General features: G+C 60.3%; 15 protein-coding genes and 1 pseudogene. 7 read left to right on the top strand and 9 right to left on the bottom strand.

Annotated elements, in window-relative coordinates; translation table 11 throughout:
* Nucleotides 1-13 precede the first annotated feature (13 nt).
* Nucleotides 14-382, top strand: a complete 369-nt coding sequence (locus ACXX83_RS24150) for a DUF4870 domain-containing protein (protein WP_015097368.1) — start codon at nucleotides 14-16, stop codon at nucleotides 380-382.
* Nucleotides 383-569: 187 nt separating this feature from the next.
* On the opposite strand, the gene crc is transcribed toward ACXX83_RS24150, so the two are convergent.
* Nucleotides 570-1,349, bottom strand: coding sequence for a catabolite repression control protein Crc (gene crc, locus ACXX83_RS24145; RefSeq protein WP_003176915.1), 780 nt, complete (start codon nucleotides 1,347-1,349; stop codon nucleotides 570-572).
* An 80-nt stretch (nucleotides 1,350-1,429) separates the two neighbouring features.
* On the opposite strand from crc, the gene pyrE reads away from it, so the two are divergent.
* Entirely contained in the window at nucleotides 1,430-2,074 is a 645-nt protein-coding gene (gene pyrE, locus ACXX83_RS24140) for an orotate phosphoribosyltransferase (protein ID WP_458549776.1), read from the top strand.
* A gap of 170 nt (nucleotides 2,075-2,244) precedes the next feature.
* Here the strand turns inward: pyrE and argB are convergent, their stop codons facing one another.
* The 4 genes and pseudogenes from argB to coaBC form a co-directional block, all read right to left on the bottom strand.
* Nucleotides 2,245-3,150 (bottom strand): acetylglutamate kinase, encoded by a 906-nt coding sequence (gene argB, locus ACXX83_RS24135; RefSeq protein WP_015097366.1) that lies wholly within the window; start codon nucleotides 3,148-3,150, stop codon nucleotides 2,245-2,247.
* Nucleotides 3,151-3,167: 17 nt separating this feature from the next.
* A pseudogene (locus ACXX83_RS24130) lies at nucleotides 3,168-4,544 on the bottom strand (phosphomannomutase/phosphoglucomutase); the annotation flags it as partial.
* A gap of 260 nt (nucleotides 4,545-4,804) precedes the next feature.
* Nucleotides 4,805-5,260: a dUTP diphosphatase gene (dut, locus tag ACXX83_RS24125; protein ID WP_007975171.1), complete on the bottom strand. Its 456-nt coding sequence runs from the start codon at nucleotides 5,258-5,260 to the stop codon at nucleotides 4,805-4,807.
* Nucleotides 5,261-5,265: 5 nt separating this feature from the next.
* Entirely contained in the window at nucleotides 5,266-6,474 is a 1,209-nt protein-coding gene (gene coaBC / locus ACXX83_RS24120; protein ID WP_015097364.1) for a bifunctional phosphopantothenoylcysteine decarboxylase/phosphopantothenate--cysteine ligase CoaBC, read from the bottom strand.
* A gap of 135 nt (nucleotides 6,475-6,609) precedes the next feature.
* Here coaBC and radC point away from each other — a divergent pair, with 135 nt between their 5' ends.
* Nucleotides 6,610-7,284: a RadC family protein gene (gene radC / locus ACXX83_RS24115; protein WP_126048292.1), complete on the top strand. Its 675-nt coding sequence runs from the start codon at nucleotides 6,610-6,612 to the stop codon at nucleotides 7,282-7,284.
* 126 nt (nucleotides 7,285-7,410) lie between these two features.
* On the opposite strand, the gene ACXX83_RS24110 is transcribed toward radC, so the two are convergent.
* Nucleotides 7,411-8,997, bottom strand: a complete 1,587-nt coding sequence (locus tag ACXX83_RS24110) for an ABC transporter substrate-binding protein (protein WP_458549775.1) — start codon at nucleotides 8,995-8,997, stop codon at nucleotides 7,411-7,413.
* Between the two features lie 446 nt (nucleotides 8,998-9,443).
* Here ACXX83_RS24110 and rpmB point away from each other — a divergent pair, with 446 nt between their 5' ends.
* Both rpmB and rpmG read left to right on the top strand, forming a co-directional pair.
* Entirely contained in the window at nucleotides 9,444-9,677 is a 234-nt protein-coding gene (gene rpmB / locus ACXX83_RS24105; RefSeq protein ID WP_007975166.1) for a 50S ribosomal protein L28, read from the top strand.
* Between the two features lie 11 nt (nucleotides 9,678-9,688).
* The gene (gene rpmG / locus ACXX83_RS24100) at nucleotides 9,689-9,844 is read left to right on the top strand and encodes a 50S ribosomal protein L33 (RefSeq protein WP_003177274.1); all 156 of its coding nucleotides are present in this window, start codon (nucleotides 9,689-9,691) and stop codon (nucleotides 9,842-9,844) included.
* A gap of 208 nt (nucleotides 9,845-10,052) precedes the next feature.
* Here the strand turns inward: rpmG and ACXX83_RS24095 are convergent, their stop codons facing one another.
* Nucleotides 10,053-10,415 (bottom strand): cupin domain-containing protein, encoded by a 363-nt coding sequence (locus tag ACXX83_RS24095; RefSeq protein ID WP_458549774.1) that lies wholly within the window; start codon nucleotides 10,413-10,415, stop codon nucleotides 10,053-10,055.
* A gap of 235 nt (nucleotides 10,416-10,650) precedes the next feature.
* Between ACXX83_RS24095 and ACXX83_RS24090 the strand changes: the two genes are divergently transcribed.
* Together ACXX83_RS24090 and ACXX83_RS24085 are read left to right on the top strand one after the other, a co-directional pair.
* Nucleotides 10,651-12,144, top strand: a complete 1,494-nt coding sequence (locus ACXX83_RS24090; RefSeq protein ID WP_015097360.1) for an aldehyde dehydrogenase — start codon at nucleotides 10,651-10,653, stop codon at nucleotides 12,142-12,144.
* 192 nt (nucleotides 12,145-12,336) lie between these two features.
* Nucleotides 12,337-13,479 (top strand): MFS transporter, encoded by a 1,143-nt coding sequence (locus ACXX83_RS24085; protein WP_126048288.1) that lies wholly within the window; start codon nucleotides 12,337-12,339, stop codon nucleotides 13,477-13,479.
* A gap of 63 nt (nucleotides 13,480-13,542) precedes the next feature.
* Here ACXX83_RS24085 and ACXX83_RS24080 read toward each other — a convergent pair whose 3' ends face one another.
* Together ACXX83_RS24080 and ACXX83_RS24075 are read right to left on the bottom strand one after the other, a co-directional pair.
* On the bottom strand, nucleotides 13,543-15,117 hold the full coding sequence (locus ACXX83_RS24080) for a phospholipase D family protein (RefSeq protein WP_458549773.1): 1,575 nt from the start codon (nucleotides 15,115-15,117) through the stop codon (nucleotides 13,543-13,545).
* Nucleotides 15,118-15,177: 60 nt separating this feature from the next.
* Nucleotides 15,178-16,611: an aminotransferase-like domain-containing protein gene (locus ACXX83_RS24075; protein ID WP_458549772.1), complete on the bottom strand. Its 1,434-nt coding sequence runs from the start codon at nucleotides 16,609-16,611 to the stop codon at nucleotides 15,178-15,180.
* Nucleotides 16,612-16,628 lie beyond the last annotated feature (17 nt).

Below are 16,628 nucleotides of genomic sequence, written 5' to 3'. Positions count from 1 at the left end.
CAAGGAGGACACCATGAGTGACGAACAACTGCCGCTGCCCACGCCGAGCCAGGAGGTGCGTCAGTGGGCGATGTTCTGTCACCTGTCCGCCTTGCTGGGGATCTGGATTCCGTTCGGCACGCTGATCGGCCCGCTGATTCTCTGGCAAATGAAGCGCGAGATGGACCCGTTCATCGACGCCCAGGGCAAGGAGGCATTGAACTTCCAGATCACCGTCGCCATTGCCTCGGCTATCTGCTTCCTGTTGATGGTGGTGATTATCGGGTTCTTCCTGTTCGGACTGGTGGCGATAGGTGCGCTGGTGTTGACGATCATTGCCGGGGTGAAGGCCAATGAAGGGCAGCCTTACCGGTATCCGTTCACATGGCGATTGATCAAATAACGATCGAATACCCCCTTTGTAGGAGCGAGCCTGCTCGCGATGGTCGTTAATGATGACATTGGATACCTGACACCCAGCGGTGCTCTTTCGTCCATCGCGAGCAGGCTCGCTCCTACAAAGGGCGGCAATCACCGTCCACAAAAAAGCCGACATTGCTGTCGGCTTTTTTGTATCTGCAAAACGACGCTCAGATGGTCAGCGTCCAGTCGTAGTCCACGATCAGCGGCGCGTGTTGCGAGAACCGCGGCTGGCGTGGCAAGCGTGCACTGCGTACGAAGCGGCGCAGGCCCGGGGTCAGCAGTTGATAGTCGAAGCGCCAACCAAGGTTGAGCATCTCCGCCTGTTCGTTATCCGGCCACCAGCTGTACTGGTCGCCTTCGCGGCTGACTTCGCGCAGGGCGTCGACATAGCCCATGTTGCCGACAATCTCGTCCATCCAGGCGCGTTCAGGCGCCAGGAAACCCGGAGATTGCTGGCTATCGCGCCAGTTTTTGATATCCAGCTTCTGTTGCGCCACGTACAGCGAGCCACAATAGATGTACTCGCGACGTTTACGCCGCTGTTTATCCAGATAACGGGCGAAGTCGTCCATTAGCTTGAACTTCTGGTTCAAGTCTTCATCGCCGTTCTGCCCCGAAGGGAGCAGCAAGGTCGCGATGCTGACCTTGTCGAAATCGGCTTGCAGGTAGCGCCCGTAGCGGTCGGCCGTCTCGAAACCGAGACCGCTGATGACAGCCTTCGGTTGCAGCCGCGAATACAAAGCCACGCCACCTTGGGCGGGGACTTCGGCATCGCAGGCATAAAGGAAGTATCCATCCAGTTGGAAGGCTGGATCGTCCAGTTCAAAGGCGGAGGCGCGGGTGTCCTGCAGGCAGATGACGTCGGCATTCTGTGCCTGCAGCCAACTGAGCAAACCACGCTCGACTGCAGCCTGAATACCATTGACGTTCACACTGATGATCCGCATAAATGGCCCCAAAAATCGCGTGCGTGTATGATACACGGCGTCAAGCTAATTAGCTAAATCCGTGGTATTTGGGGTTTTTCATGCAAGCGTATCAGCGCGATTTCATCCGTTTTGCCATCGATCGCGGCGTTTTGCGCTTCGGTGAGTTCACCCTGAAGTCCGGGCGCACCAGTCCTTACTTCTTCAATGCCGGGCTGTTCAACTCGGGTTCGGCCCTGGCGCAGCTGGGTCGTTTCTACGCCGCTGCCATTGCCGAAAGCGGCATTGCGTTCGACGTGCTGTTTGGCCCCGCCTACAAAGGCATCCCGTTGGCGGCGACTACTGCCGTGGCCCTGGCCGAGCATCACAACCGTGACCTGCCATGGTGCTTCAACCGCAAGGAAGCCAAGGCCCACGGCGAAGGCGGCAGCCTGGTGGGCGCACCTTTGACTGGCAAAGTGCTGATCATCGACGACGTGATCACCGCCGGTACAGCCATCCGTGAAGTGATGCAGATCATCGCCTCCCAGGACGGCGCCAAGGCCGCCGGCGTGCTGATCGCCCTGAACCGTCAGGAGCGCGGCAATGGCGAGTTGTCGGCGATCCAGGAAGTCGAGCGTGACTTCGGCATCCCGGTCATCAGCATCGTTTCGCTGAACCAGGTGCTGGAATTCCTGGCGGATGATCCGCAGCTCAAGCAGCATTTGCCAGCCGTGGAAGCCTATCGCGCCCAGTTCGGCGTCTGACGCAATCTGCTTTTGTGGGAGCGGGCTTGCTCGCGAAAGCGGTAGGTCATTCAACATTGATGTTGACTGGCACGGCGCCTTCGCGAGCAAGCTCGCTTCCACAGGGAATGCGGCAAAAAAAGACCCCGCTCAGCCAGGCTGAGCGGGGTCTTTTGTTTACGGGCTATCGCTTAAGGACGCTTGCGATTGCTGATCAAGGTGCCCACGCCGGTATCGGTGAAGATTTCCAGCAGGATCGCGTTCGGCACGCGGCCGTCGATGATCAGCGAGCTGCCCACGCCGCCTTGGACCGCTTCCAGTGCGCAACGGATCTTCGGCAGCATGCCGCCGTAGATGGTGCCGTCGGCGATCAGTTCGTCGACCTGTTGAGTCGTCAGACCGGTCAGGACCTTGCCCGACTTGTCCATCAGGCCGGCGATGTTGGTCAGCAGCATCAGCTTCTCTGCTTTCAACGCTTCGGCGACTTTACCGGCCACCAGGTCAGCGTTGATGTTGTACGACTCACCGTTGGCGCCGACGCCGATTGGCGCGATAACCGGGATGAAATCGCCTTTGACCAGCAGGTTCAGCAAATCGGTATTGATCCCGACCACTTCGCCCACATGGCCGATGTCGATGATTTCCGGGGTGGTCATCTCCGGGGTCTGACGGGTGACGGTGAGCTTCTTCGCACGAATCAGCTCGGCGTCTTTACCGGTCAGGCCGATGGCGCTGCCACCGTGGCGGTTGATCAGGTTGACGATGTCCTTGTTGACCTGGCCGCCGAGGACCATTTCCACCACGTCCATGGTCGCGGCGTCGGTGACGCGCATGCCGTCGACGAAATGACTCTCGATCGACAGGCGCTTGAGCAGGTCACCGATTTGCGGGCCGCCGCCGTGAACCACCACCGGGTTGATGCCCACGGCCTTCATCAGCACGATGTCGCGGGCGAAGCCGGTTTTCAGCTCCTCGCTTTCCATCGCGTTGCCGCCGTATTTGATCACCAGTGTCTTGCCGACGTATCGGCGGATATAAGGCAACGCTTCGGACAGGACCTTGGCGGTGTTGGCGGCGGCTTCGCGTTCGAGGGTCATTCAGGGCTCCGGGTGAATCAGAACGGTAGTTGGAGATCAGGTGCAACGCGCTTCAACTGGACTTTGAAAACGTCCTTGATGCGCTGCAATTCAGCCTCGTCATCGGCCTCGAAACGCAGCACCAGCACCGGTGTGGTGTTGGATGCGCGTACCAGGCCCCAGCCTTTGGCGTAGTCGACTCGCACGCCGTCAATGGTGGTCAGGTCGGCGCCTGGGCCCCACTGTGCGTCGTGCAGTGCATCAATGATGCTGAATTTGCTCTCTTCGGTCACATGGATATTGATTTCCGGCGTAGAAATATCGTTCGGGAAGGTCGCGAACAGCTCTTCGGCCGAGGATTTTTCCTTGCTGAGGATTTCCAGCAACCGCGCGGCGCTGTAGATGCCGTCGTCGAAACCGAACCAGCGCTCCTTGAAGAAGATGTGCCCGCTCATTTCGCCGGCCAGCAACGCGCCGGATTGTTTCATTTTCTTTTTGATCAACGAGTGACCGGTCTTCCACATTAACGACCGGCCGCCGTATTCCTTGATCAGCGGAATCAGGCGACGGGTGCATTTGACGTCGAAGATGATCTCGGCGCCCGGATTGCGCGCTACGACGTCGCGGGCGAACAGCATCAGCAGGCGGTCCGGATAGACGATACTGCCGGTGTTGGTCACCACGCCGACGCGGTCGCCGTCGCCGTCGAAGGCCAGGCCGATGTCAGCGTTGGTTTCCTTGACCTTGGCGATCAGGTCGACGAGGTTTTCAGGCTTGCCCGGGTCCGGGTGGTGGTTCGGGAAGTTGCCGTCGACTTCGCAGAACAGCGGGATGACTTCGCAGTTCAGTGCTTCGATCAGCTGCGGGGCAATCACGCCGGCCGCGCCGTTGCCGCAATCGACGACCACTTTCAGGCGACGGGCCAGCTTGATGTCCTGGACGATTTCGGTGGAGTAGCGGTCGAGGATTTCGACCTGGGTGATGCTGCCCTGGCCACTGCTCAGGTTATTGGTCTTGAGGCGGTCGTGCAGGGCCTGGATCTGTTCGTTGGCCAGGGTGTCGCCGGCGATGACGATCTTGAAGCCGTTGTAGTTCGACGGGTTGTGGCTGCCGGTCAGCATCACACCGGATTTGCCGGCCAGCACGTTGGCGGCGTAGTACAGCGCCGGCGTCGGGACCAGGCCGACATCGCTGACGTGGCAGCCGCTATCGGCGATGCCTTTGATCAATTGTGCGACCAACTCCGGGCCGGACAAGCGACCATCGCGACCGACGGACACATTTGGCTCGCCCTGGGCCAGGCTTTGGGAGCCGACGGCGCGGCCAATCCAGTAAGCGGTCTCGGCGTTCAGGAATTCCGGGACGGTGCCGCGGATGTCGTAGGCGCGGAAGATGCTGTCAGGGAACTTGGGTGCAATTTTGGCCGGGGTGTTCATCTGTGGAAGTGCTCCATCTCGAAAGTGGCTGGACAGGCCGCCGAGTCATTCGGCGACAGGTTCAATCTGAAGGGTATGACGGCGTTTTCCACAGAGAGTTCGTGGTGTGAAAGGGCCATGACGCCCCTGACGGCAAGGGCTTGGCCGGGCAATGCCTTGATTTTCGGTGCTAAACGTTACAGATGACAATTTGAATTTAGTGGCGAGAGAGCTTGCTCCCTCGCCACGATGGATCTCTATCAACGGGTACCGGTATGGCCGAAACCGCCAGTGCCGCGCTCGGTTTCAACAAACTCTTCAACCATCTCGAAGTGAGCCTGTACCACCGGCACCAGCACCAGTTGCGCCAGGCGCTCGCCGACCGGCATGGTGAATTCGGTCTGGCCACGGTTCCAGCAGGAGACCATCAGCGGGCCCTGGTAATCGGAGTCGATCAGGCCGACCAGATTGCCCAGCACGATGCCGTGCTTATGGCCCATCCCCGAGCGCGGCAGAATCAGCGCCGCCAGGTTCGGGTCGCCGATATAGACCGACAGGCCGGTAGGGATCAGCACGGTTTCACCCGGCTTGATCACGGTGTCCTGCTCCAGCATGGCGCGCAGGTCGAGGCCGGCGGAGCCCGGTGTGGCGTATTGCGGCAGCGGGAATTCGGTACCGATGCGGGGGTCGAGGATCTTGGCTTGCAAAGCGTGCATGTAAATTAAACCTGGTTCAGACGTTCGGCGATAAAGGTGATCAGCTGGCGAGCAATCTTGCTCTTGCTGGTCTGGGCGAAAAGAGTGGCGTGAAGCTCGCGATCGATGACGCTGCAGGCGTTTTCTTCGCTGTTGAAGCCAATGCTCGGGTTGGCGACGTCGTTGGCGACGATCAAATCGAGGTTCTTGTCTTTCAACTTGCGCGCAGCGTAATCGAGCAGGTGTTCGGTCTCGGCGGCGAAACCGACACTGAACGGGCGGTCGGGGCGAGTGGCGATGGTGGCCAGGATGTCCGGATTACGCACCATTTGTAGCAACAAGCCGTCGCCGTTCGTAGGATCTTTCTTGAGTTTCTGTGGGGCGACGACTTCGGGGCGGTAGTCCGCGACGGCTGCCGAAGCGATGAACAGGTCGCAAGGGATGGCTGCTTCGCAGGCGGCGAGCATGTCGCGGGCACTGACCACGTCGATGCGAGTGGCGCGATCCGGGGTCGGCAGATGCACGGGGCCGGTGATCAGGGTCACGCGGGCACCGGCTTCCACGGCGGCTTCGGCCAGGGCGAAGCCCATTTTCCCGGAGCTGTGGTTGGTGATGTAGCGCACCGGGTCGATGTTTTCCTGAGTCGGGCCGGCTGTGATCAGCACGTGTTTGCCGGTCAGGGCCTGACGCTGGAAGCAGTCTGCCGCGCACTGGGCCAGCTCAAGGGCTTCGAGCATGCGCCCCAGGCCGACGTCGCCGCAGGCCTGGCTGCCGGAGGCTGGGCCGAAGACCTTGATGTCGCGGCTTTCGAGGGTTTGCAGGTTGGCCTGGGTCGCCGGATCGCGCCACATGGCCTGGTTCATGGCCGGGGCAACGGCGACCACCGCGTCGGTGGCCAGCACCAGCGTGGTCAGCAGGTCATCGGCAATGCCCTGGGCCAGGCGGGCAATCAGATCCGCCGTGGCGGGGGCGATCAGCACCAGGTCGGCCCATTTCGCCAGTTCGATGTGGCCCATGGCTGCTTCGGCCGCCGGGTCCAGCAGGTCCAGGTGGACCGGGTGCCCGGACAGGGCCTGCATGGTCAGCGGGGTGATGAACTCTGCGCCGCCACGGGTCATGACCACGCGCACTTCGGCGCCCTGGTCGATCAGGCGGCGAACCAGGTCGGCGCTCTTGTAGGCAGCGATACCGCCGCCGACGCCCAGAACAATGCGTTTCCGATACAGCCGCTGCATAGGCCTGCCTTTCAATTCGTTGGTGACATACGTGGCGAAACCCCCTCCCCAGGGTGAATTCGCCCGCAAAAAAGATGGGCTACGATATCACAGCGACCGCTACGGAACAGCGGCGCCCATAGACAGGGAGGTGTTATGAGTATTCGCGATTGGCCGGCGGCAGAGCGGCCGCGGGAGAGGCTGCTTGAACAGGGCTCGGGAAGCCTTTCGGACGCCGAATTGCTGGCGATATTTTTACGGACAGGCGTGGTCGGTAAAAGCGCCGTGGATTTGGCTCGACACCTGTTGAATCAGTTTGGCAGCCTGCGTTTGCTGCTTGAGGCCGATCAGGAAACGTTCAGCAAGGAGTTGGGGCTGGGGCCGGCGAAATTTGCACAGTTGCAGGCTGCGCAAGAAATGAGCAGGCGCCATCTGGCCGAACGGGCGCGTCAAAAATCGGCATTGGAGAATCCGCAGGCGGTTCGCGAGTACCTGAAATCAATGCTGCGCCATGAGCCGCATGAGGTGTTTGGTTGCCTGTTTCTCGATTCCAGGCATCAGGTACTGGCGTTTGAGACGCTGTTTCGCGGCTCCATTGACAACACCAGCGTTCATCCGCGAGAGGTGGTCAAACGCGCCTTGGCCAACAACGCAGCGGCATTGATCCTCTGCCACAACCATCCTTCGGGCAACAGTGACCCCAGTCAGTCCGACCGGGTGCTGACCAAGCGTCTGCAAAAGGCGCTGGAGTTGATTGATGTGCGGGTGCTCGACCATTTCATCATTGGCGATGGCGATCCGCTGTCGATGGCTGAGTATGGGTGGATGTAGGGCGCGGCCCCCTGTAGGAGCGAGCTTGCTCGCGATAAACCCGAGAACGCTGCGGGGTGTCTGGCTTCCCGCGTTATCGTTGACGACCATCGCGAGCAAGCTCGCTCCTACAGGCTCCTATGTCGATTATTTGAGGCTGACCTTGGAGTAATCCTGCCGCCCGAACGGGCTGACCGAATACCCCTCGACATCCTTGCGCGTCAGCGCGAAGGCCGTCGGGTGGGCCAGGGGCAACCACAGCGCCTGTTGCTGGATCTGCGTCTGCGCCTGTTCGTAGAGCTTGGTGCGCACGCCTTGCTCGCCGGTGGTCTTGCCGGCGCTGATCAGCTTGTCCAGGTCCGCATTGCAGTAGCGGGCGAAGTTGGTGCCGGACTTGACCGCGGCGCAGGAAAACTGCGGCGTGAGGAAGTTGTCCGGATCGCCGTTGTCACCGGCCCAGCCCATGAACAGCAAGTCGTGTTCACCGGCCTTGGCGCGGCGGATCAGCTCGCCCCATTCGATCACCCGGATTTCGGCCTGAATGCCGATTTCCGCCAGGTCGGATTGCAGCAGTTGAGCGCCGAGGCTCGGGTTGGGGTTCAGGAGGCTGCCGGAAGGGCGGGTCCAGATGGTGGTCCGGAAGCCTTCCTTGAGCCCGGCCTTGGCCATCAGCGCTTTGGCCTTCTCGACGTCATGCGGATACCCCGGAAGGCTTTTCGCATAGCTCCAGGTGTTCGGCGGGTACGGACCATTGGCCGCTTCGGCGGTGTCTTCGAACACGGCTTTGATGTAGTTGGCCTTGTCGAAGGCAAGGTTGATGGCCTGACGCACTTCTGGCTTGTCCAGCGGTGGATGCTGGCTGTTGATGCCGACGAATGCGGTCATGAACGCGTCAGTCTTTTCGACTTTCAGGGTCGGCTCTTTCAGCGCTTCCTGTACGTCCAGAGGCTTGGGCGACAGGGCGATCTGGCATTCATTGCGACGCAATTTCTGCAAGCGGACGTTGGCGTCCGGTGTGATGGCAAAGATCAGCGGATCGACAGAGGGTTTGCCGGCGAAGTAGTCGGGGTTGGCTTTATAGCGAACCGAAGCATCCTTCTGGAAGCGCGTGAATACGAACGGACCCGTGCCGATCGGCTGGCTGTTGAGTTTTTCAGGCGTGCCGACCTTCATCAGCTTGTCCGCGTACTCGGCCGAATAGATCGAGGCGAACCCCATGCTCAGGGTCGCCAGGAAGGTCGAATCCGCGTGGTCGAGGGTGAAGCGCACGGTCTGTGGGTCGAGGGCGTCGATTTTCTTGATCAGCGCCGGCAACTGCATCGATTGCGCATGCGGGAAGCCGCTCTGGGCAACTTTGTGCCACGCATTGGCCGGGTCGAGCATGCGGTCGAAGCTGAAAATCACGTCCTCGGCATTCAGGTCGCGCGTTGGGGTGAAGTATTCGGTGCGATGGAATTTTACCTGCGGGTGCAACTTGAAGACGTAGATCAGGCCGTCGGGGCTGACTTCCCAGCTGTCGGCGAGACTGGCGACCACTTTGCCACTGGCCGTGTCGAATTCCACCAGGCGGTTCATCAGCACGTCGGCCGAGGCGTTGGTGGTGGTCAACGAGTTGTACTGCACCACATCGAACCCTTCAGGGCTGGCCTCGGTGCAGACGCTCAGGGCGGCGGCAAAGGCTTGTGGACTCAGCAGAAGCGGGGCGAGCAACAGCGGTAGGGCAGCGAGGCGCATGGTCGGCTTCCTTTACAGATCGAAGGCCCATCTGCAAGTGCAGTCTGGAAAAGACTTACCCTAGTGGGCTCTTTTGCAAATGACTATCCCCTTTTTCATTTTGAGAGGACTATAGGCGACTGATTTTGCTGTGCAGCGGTTGAGAAACCCCCTTGGTTGGCCCAATGCCCGATTCTCTGCGACGAGCGGTCGCCATCGACGATAGCCTTTGTCCAAAGCGCTCGGAGCCCGGAAAACGGGGTTTTTGTGAATTCAACGCACACTGAATGTTGTTGCTCTCAAGTCTTTCTGGTATAAAGCAGCGCTCTTTTCTAGGGGCCCGGTTCCTTCACTGTAGGTGTAGCCGGTAAGACCTCTAAAGAAACGCGGCGCCTGGCGCCAAATGACTGAGAGATTAAGCGGCCAACCCATGCCGGGTTGGGCATGTGGTTTTAGAGGGCTGAGGCATGTCTAGAGTATGTCAAGTTACCGGTAAGGGTCCGGTAACCGGGAATAACATTTCCCACGCAAACAACAAAACCCGTCGTCGTTTCCTGCCGAACCTGCAGCATCACCGCTTCTGGGTTGAAGAAGAGAAACGTTTTGTGCGTCTGCGCGTATCTGCCAAAGGCATGCGTATCATCGACAAGCGTGGCATCACTGTCGTGCTGGCCGAACTTCGCCGCGATGGCAAGGTTTAAGGGAGCTAATCATGCGTGAATTGATTCGTTTGATTTCGAGCGCCGGTACTGGTCACTTCTACACTACCGACAAGAACAAGCGTACTACCCCGGACAAAATCGAGATCAAGAAATATGATCCGGTTGTTCGCAAGCACGTGATCTACAAAGAAGGCAAAATCAAGTAATTGATTTTTCTCTCTTACGAAAAAGGCCCGTATCGCGAGATACGGGCCTTTTTTGTTGCCTGTGGGTTATGCAGTGCCTGTCAGGGCCCCTTCGCGAGCAAGCCCGCTCCCACATTCGAGCTTCGGTGAACACCACATTTGTGTCCGGCGCCAACCAAGTGTGGGAGCGGGCTTGCTCGCGAAGGGGCCAGCCCTGACAACGCAGTCTTCAAGCCTTATGTTCAAACGCTACGTAGATCTTGCGGCACGCCTCCAGCACTTCCCAGGTACCGCGAAATCCTGCCGGAATCACGAAGCGGTCGCCTGCGCGCAGGGTCTTGGCATTGCCGTCGCTGTCACGCAGCACCGAAACCCCTTGCAGGATCTCGCAGTACTCGTGCTCGGTGAAATTCACCGTCCACTGTCCGACTTCACCTTCCCACACGCCAGCATTCAACTGACCACAAGGACTGTTGTAGTGGTTGTACACCGCTTGTTCCGGGTCGCCCTTGAGCACTTTGGCCGGATCCGGGCGGTAACGCTCGGCGGCGGTGGTGGCCTGGCTGAAGTCGACGACGTTCTGGATGTTCATTGTTGTTATCTCCCCGTGATTGCGGCGCGGTTGCTTGATGTGCCCAAAGTCTATGTTTATTAAAATGAACATCGCAAGGCCGTTTGCCGGCGTTATGTCAAATATATTGAAACTTCATGTGCGGCTGGTTTAGGGTGGTGGATGCCTTGGGCCGAAAAGCAGGCTGGCCGGGCAGAATTCCTGACAGCGCCCGCGAAGAACGCGGGTGTCGTATCAATAAGAGGAGGACACTCGCATGACCACCCTGACCCGTGCCGACTGGGAACAACGTGCCCGCGATCTGAAAATCGAAGGTCGCGCCTATATCAATGGCGAATACACCGACGCCGTTTCCGCCGAGACCTTCGAGTGCATCAGCCCGGTCGATGGCCGTCTGCTGGGCAGGATTGCCAGCTGTGACGCCGCCGATGCCCAGCGCGCCGTGGAAAACGCCCGCGCCACGTTCAATTCCGGTGTCTGGTCGCGCCTGGCGCCGACCAAGCGCAAAGCCACCATGATCCGTTTCGCCGGCCTGCTCAAACAGCACGCCGAAGAGCTGGCGCTGCTTGAAACCCTGGACATGGGCAAGCCGATCAGCGACTCCCTGTACATCGACGTCCCTGGCGCGGCGCAAGCCCTGAGCTGGAGCGGCGAAGCCATCGACAAGATCTACGACGAAGTAGCCGCCACCCCGCATGATCAGTTGGGTCTGGTGACCCGTGAGCCGGTCGGCGTGGTCGGGGCCATTGTGCCGTGGAACTTCCCGCTGATGATGGCGTGCTGGAAACTGGGTCCGGCGCTGTCCACCGGTAACTCGGTGATCCTCAAGCCGTCGGAAAAATCGCCACTGACTGCCATCCGCATCGCAGCTCTGGCTGTCGAAGCCGGCATTCCGAAAGGCGTGCTGAACGTGCTGCCAGGTTACGGCCACACCGTCGGCAAGGCTCTGGCCCTGCATAACGACGTCGACACCCTGGTGTTCACCGGCTCTACCAAAATCGCCAAGCAACTGCTGATCTACTCCGGCGAGTCGAACATGAAGCGCGTCTGGCTCGAAGCCGGCGGCAAGAGCCCGAATATTGTCTTCGCCGATGCGCCGAACCTGCAGGAAGCTGCCGAAGCCGCTGCTGGTGCCATCGCCTTCAACCAGGGCGAAGTTTGCACTGCCGGTTCGCGTCTGCTGGTGGAGCGTTCGATCAAGGATAAATTCCTGCCGCTGGTGATCGAGGCGCTGAAAACCTGGAAGCCGGGCAACCCGCTGGATCCGGCGACCAATGTTGGCGCGCTGGTCGATACCCAGCAGATGAACACCGTGCTGTCCTACATCGAGTCCGGCCATGCCGACGGCGCCAAACTGGTGGCCGGTGGCAAGCGTACCCTCCAGGAAACTGGCGGCACTTACGTTGAGCCGACGATTTTCGACGGCGTGAGCAATGCGATGAAAATAGCTCAGGAAGAAATTTTCGGCCCGGTACTGTCGGTTATTGCATTCGACAACGCCGAAGAGGCCATCGCGATCGCCAACGACACGCCGTACGGTCTGGCCGCTGCGGTCTGGACAGCCGACATTTCCAAGGCTCACCTCACTGCCCGCGCACTGCGTGCCGGTAGCGTGTGGGTCAACCAGTACGATGGCGGCGACATGACCGCTCCGTTCGGTGGCTTCAAGCAGTCCGGCAACGGTCGTGACAAGTCCCTGCACGCGTTCGACAAGTACACCGAGCTGAAGGCGACCTGGATCAAGCTGTAAGTCTTTAAGGGAGGCCTGTTGTAGAACCGGCCTCCCGAAACGACGCAGATCCCTTGTGGGAGCGAGCCTGCTCGCGATAGCGGTGTGACAGTCGACGAAAATGTTGAATGTTGCTCCGTCATCGCGAGCAGGCTCGCTCCCACAGTGTTTTGTGTTGTCTGTAAAAACAATAAATCCACAGGAGCGTGGAACATGCGTTGGGCGACTTATTTCGCCGTATTGGCATCTGTCCTGAGTGTCGGCTTGGCCCTGGGCGTTAGCATGCCGCTGGTGTCGTTTCGCCTGGAGAGCTGGGGCTACGGCTCGTTTGCCATTGGTGTCATGGCCGCGATGCCCGCCATTGGCGTCCTGTTGGGGGCGAAAATCTCCAGCCATCTGGCGGCGCGATTCGGCACGGCCAATCTGATGCGCCTGTGCCTGTGGGCCGGGGCGGTTTCGATCGGATTGCTGGCGCTGTTGCCGAGTTATCCGGTCTGGTTGGTGCTGCGGTTGATGATCGGGGTGATCCTGACTCTCGTATTCATCATCGGTGAAAGCTGGATCAATCAATTGGTGGTCGAGGAGTGGCGCGGGCGGCTGGTGGCGCTGTATGGCAGCAGCTATGCGCTGAGTCAGCTGGCAGGCCCGGTGTTGCTGGGCTTTATCGGTACCGAACACGATTATGGCTTTTGGGTGGGTGTTGGTTTGCTGATGGCGGCTCCGTTCCTGTTGCTGGGCCGCAGTGGTGCACCGAGCAGCGAAGCCAGCAGCGTGACCTTGAGTGATTTGCTCGCTTTCTGTCGTGGCCTGCCGGCGATTGCCTGGGCGGTGTCGCTGTTCGCCGCGTTCGAGGCGATGATTTTGACTCTGTTGCCGGTCTATTGTCTGCGCCAGGGCTTCACCACGGAGATCGCGCTGGCGATGGTCAGTACGGTGGTGGTCGGCGATGCGGTGCTGCAATTGCCGATTGGTGCGCTGGCCGATCGCTTGTCGCGCCGGGCGTTGTTTACCGGCTGCGCAGTCGTCTTGCTGGTGTCTAGCCTGGCGATTCCGATGCTGATCGATACGCTGCTGATCTGGCCGCTGTGGGTCCTGTTTGGCGCCAGTGCCGGGGGCTTGTTCACCTTGTCACTGATCTTGATCGGCGAGCGTTATCGCGACGATGCGCTGGTGCGGGCCAACGCGCACATCGCCCAGTTGTGGGGCATCGGTTGTCTGGTTGGGCCGTTGCTGGCGGGCGCCGGCAGCCAGTGGATCAGCGGCCATGCGTTGCCGTTGCTGATGGCGGTCGGGGCCTTGGGCGTGTTGATTGTGGTGTCGCGGCAAGGGGCGTTTGGTGCTGCGCAACCGGCATAGCTCAAAAGATCAAAAGATCGCAGCCTTCGGCAGCTCCTACAGGGCTGCGATCTTTTGAGGGAGCTACAACATCCGCTCCAGCCCAACCATGTTGCTCAGCCACGCATTGAAACGACGCCACCAGCTCCCTGGCTCCTTGGTCAGGGTGTGCATTTTTCCGTCGTCTTCTGTGCTCCAGACAATCTGACCGTTCTCCAGCTCCACTTGATAGCTCAGGGCTGGCGCCATGCCCTGCAGCGCCAGTTCGCGGACCCGTGCAGCCAATTCCGGGCTGTCCACCAGCACGCCGACCTCGGTGTTCCACAGCACTGAGCGCGGATCGAAATTGAACGAGCCGATAAAGGATTTTTGCTGGTCGAAGATCATCGCCTTGCTGTGCAGGCTGGAATCAGAGCCGCGATAGGAACTGCTGGAAAACAGATGCGGCCCGCTACCGCTGCCGCCTCCCTCGCCGGGTTGGCGACGCAATTCGTACAGCTTCACGCCGTGTTCCAGCAATGCCCTGCGATAGGGCGCATAACCACCGTGAACCGCGGGCACGTCCGTGGCTTCCAGTGAATTGGTCAGCAACCTCACCGAAACGCCGGCATCGGCGCGCCCGGTCAGGTACACGAGCCCCGGTTGGCCGGGTACAAAGTAGGCCGAGACCATGATCAGCTCTTTGCGGACGCCGTCGAGTTCAGGCGCCAATTGTGTGGTCAGCAGCAACTGCGGGTCGGGCTCGCCCTTGGCCAGTACCTTGCTCGGCGCATCCCACAATGCCTGGTTCCAGGCCCAGATCAGTTCGCGGCGCCAGATGTCCAGGCGCGGATGGGTGGTGAAGGTCATCAAGTGTTTGTAGAGTGCGTGATCCTGCCTGCGGGTTTCCGCAAGGGACTCTTCCAGTCGGGCGCGGGTGTTTTCCAGGTCGCGCAGGGTGGGTTTGCTCGACAGGAATTCGTCGATCGGCTTGCTCAGGGCGCTGTTCCAGTATTGGTCGAAACTGTGCCCGAGTTGCTCGGCAACCGGGCCGACACCGAGCAAGTCGATGTCGGTGAAATTCATGTTGGGCTCGGCATCGTAGTACTCATCCCCCAGATTTCGCCCACCGACGATGGCCATGCTGCTGTCCGCCAGCCACAACTTGTTATGCATGCGTCGATGCTGTCGCGACAGGTTGAGCAGCCGGCCTACGGTACGTGTCACCCCCGTACTGCGGCCCAGGTTCAGCGGATTGAACACGCGGATCTGGATTTGCGGGTGCGCGGCGAGGGTGGCAATGACGCGGTCCAGGCCGTCGCTGGTCATGTCATCAAGCAGTACCCGCACCCGCACGCCCCGGTCGGCGGCCTTGAGCAATTCCTCGATCAACATGCGCGTGCTGATGCCGTCGTGCACGATGTAGTACTGCAAATCGAGGCTGCTTTGGGCGTTGCGGATTAATTCGGCACGGGCGGTGAAGGCCTCGGTGCTGTCCGATAGCAGGCGGAAACCCGATTGTCCCTTGTAAGGCGCGGCCTGTGCCTGGACCGAGCGGCCGAATGCGGAGTCTGAAGCCGGCAGCGCCTGGCTCGGTACACGCTGCACGTCGAGGCTGGCGCAACCGCCCAGGAACGAGGCGAGTAGCACAAGAGCAAGCAGGGGCTGTCTGACTCTCACGTAGGGACGTTCCGTTTGGCGGCATAGTCAGGCATATGGACGCTGATTCACCAATAAAAGTCAGTCGCTGAGCTGATCGGTTTCCGCCAGCAGTTTGATCGCTGTCGCACCGACCTTGCGCACCGCCTCTTCGATCTGCGGTGTTGGCTTGGCAGCGTAGTTCATGCGCAGGCAATTGCGGTACTTGCCCGAGGCGGAAAAAATACTGCCCACTGCAATCTGTACGCCCTGGTCGTGCAAGGCGCGATTCAGTTTCAGGGTGTCGAAGCCTTCCGGCAGTTCGACCCACAGCATGAAGCTGCCTTGTGGGCGACTGGCGCGGGTGCCGGCCGGGAAATAGCGGGTCACCCAATCGATCATCATGTCGCGATTGCGCTGGTATTGCGTGCGCATCCGCCGCAAATGCGGTTCGAAATGGCCGCCCTTGAGAAATTCGGCAATGGCGATCTGCGGTTGCGGCGCGGTGGAGCCGGTGCTGATGTATTTCATGTGCAGCACCCGTTCCAGATAGCGGCCGGGCGCGACCCAGCCGATGCGCAGTCCCGGTGCCAGGGTCTTGGAAAACGAACTGCACAACAGGACGCGACCGTCCTCGTCGAAGGACTTGATCGTGCGCGGGCGTGGATAGGTGTAGGCCAGTTCGCCATACACATCGTCCTCGATGATCGCCACGTCATAGCGCTGGGCAAGCGTCAACAGCGAGCGTTTGCGCGACTCCGGCATGATGTAGCCCAAAGGATTGTTGCAGTTGGGGGTCAACTGTATGACCTTGATCGGCCATTGCTCCAGGGCCAGCTCCAGTGCTTCGAGGCTGATGCCGGTCAGTGGGTCGGTGGGGATTTCCAGAGCCTTCATGCCCAGGCCCTTGAGGGTCTGCATCGCACCGTGAAAGCTCGGCGAGTCCACCGCCACAATGTCTCCCGGTTCGCAGATCGCGCGAATGCTGGTGGACAGCGCTTCGTGGCAACCGGTGGTCACTACCAGGTCGCTGGCGCCCAACTGGCAGCCGGAATCGAGCATCAGGCGGGCGATCTGTTCGCGCAGTTCGAGGTTGCCGTGGATGTTGTCGTAATACAGACCGGGCATGTCCTGCCGCCGGCTGATCCGTGCCAGGTCGCGCAACAGTGGCTTCATGGTTGGACTGGTGATGTCCGGCATGCCGCGGCCCAGTTGCACCACGTCTTTGCGCGGCACGGCGCGAATCAACTCCAGCACTTGATCCCATTGGGAGATGTCCACCGGCCGTTGGGCCGGGCGGCCGACTGCCGGCAAATCCGGCAGTTCGCGGCTGGCCGGGACAAAGTACCCGGACTTGGGACGTGGCATGGCCAGCCCGCTATCTTCCAGTACCCGATAGGCCTGCTGCACTGTGCTCAGGCTGACGCCGTGCTCGACGCTCAGCGCCCGTACCGAGGGCAGCCGGTCACCGGGGCGATAGAAGCCCTGTTCGATACGCGTGCCGAGCAATTCGGCCAGGTTGACGTAAAGGGTCATGGTGCAGCCTCGATAGG

The organism is Pseudomonas sp. GNP012 (assembly GCF_054343835.1).
The sequence above is the reverse complement of the archived record's forward strand: the minus strand, read 5'-3'. Positions and strand labels throughout refer to the sequence as shown.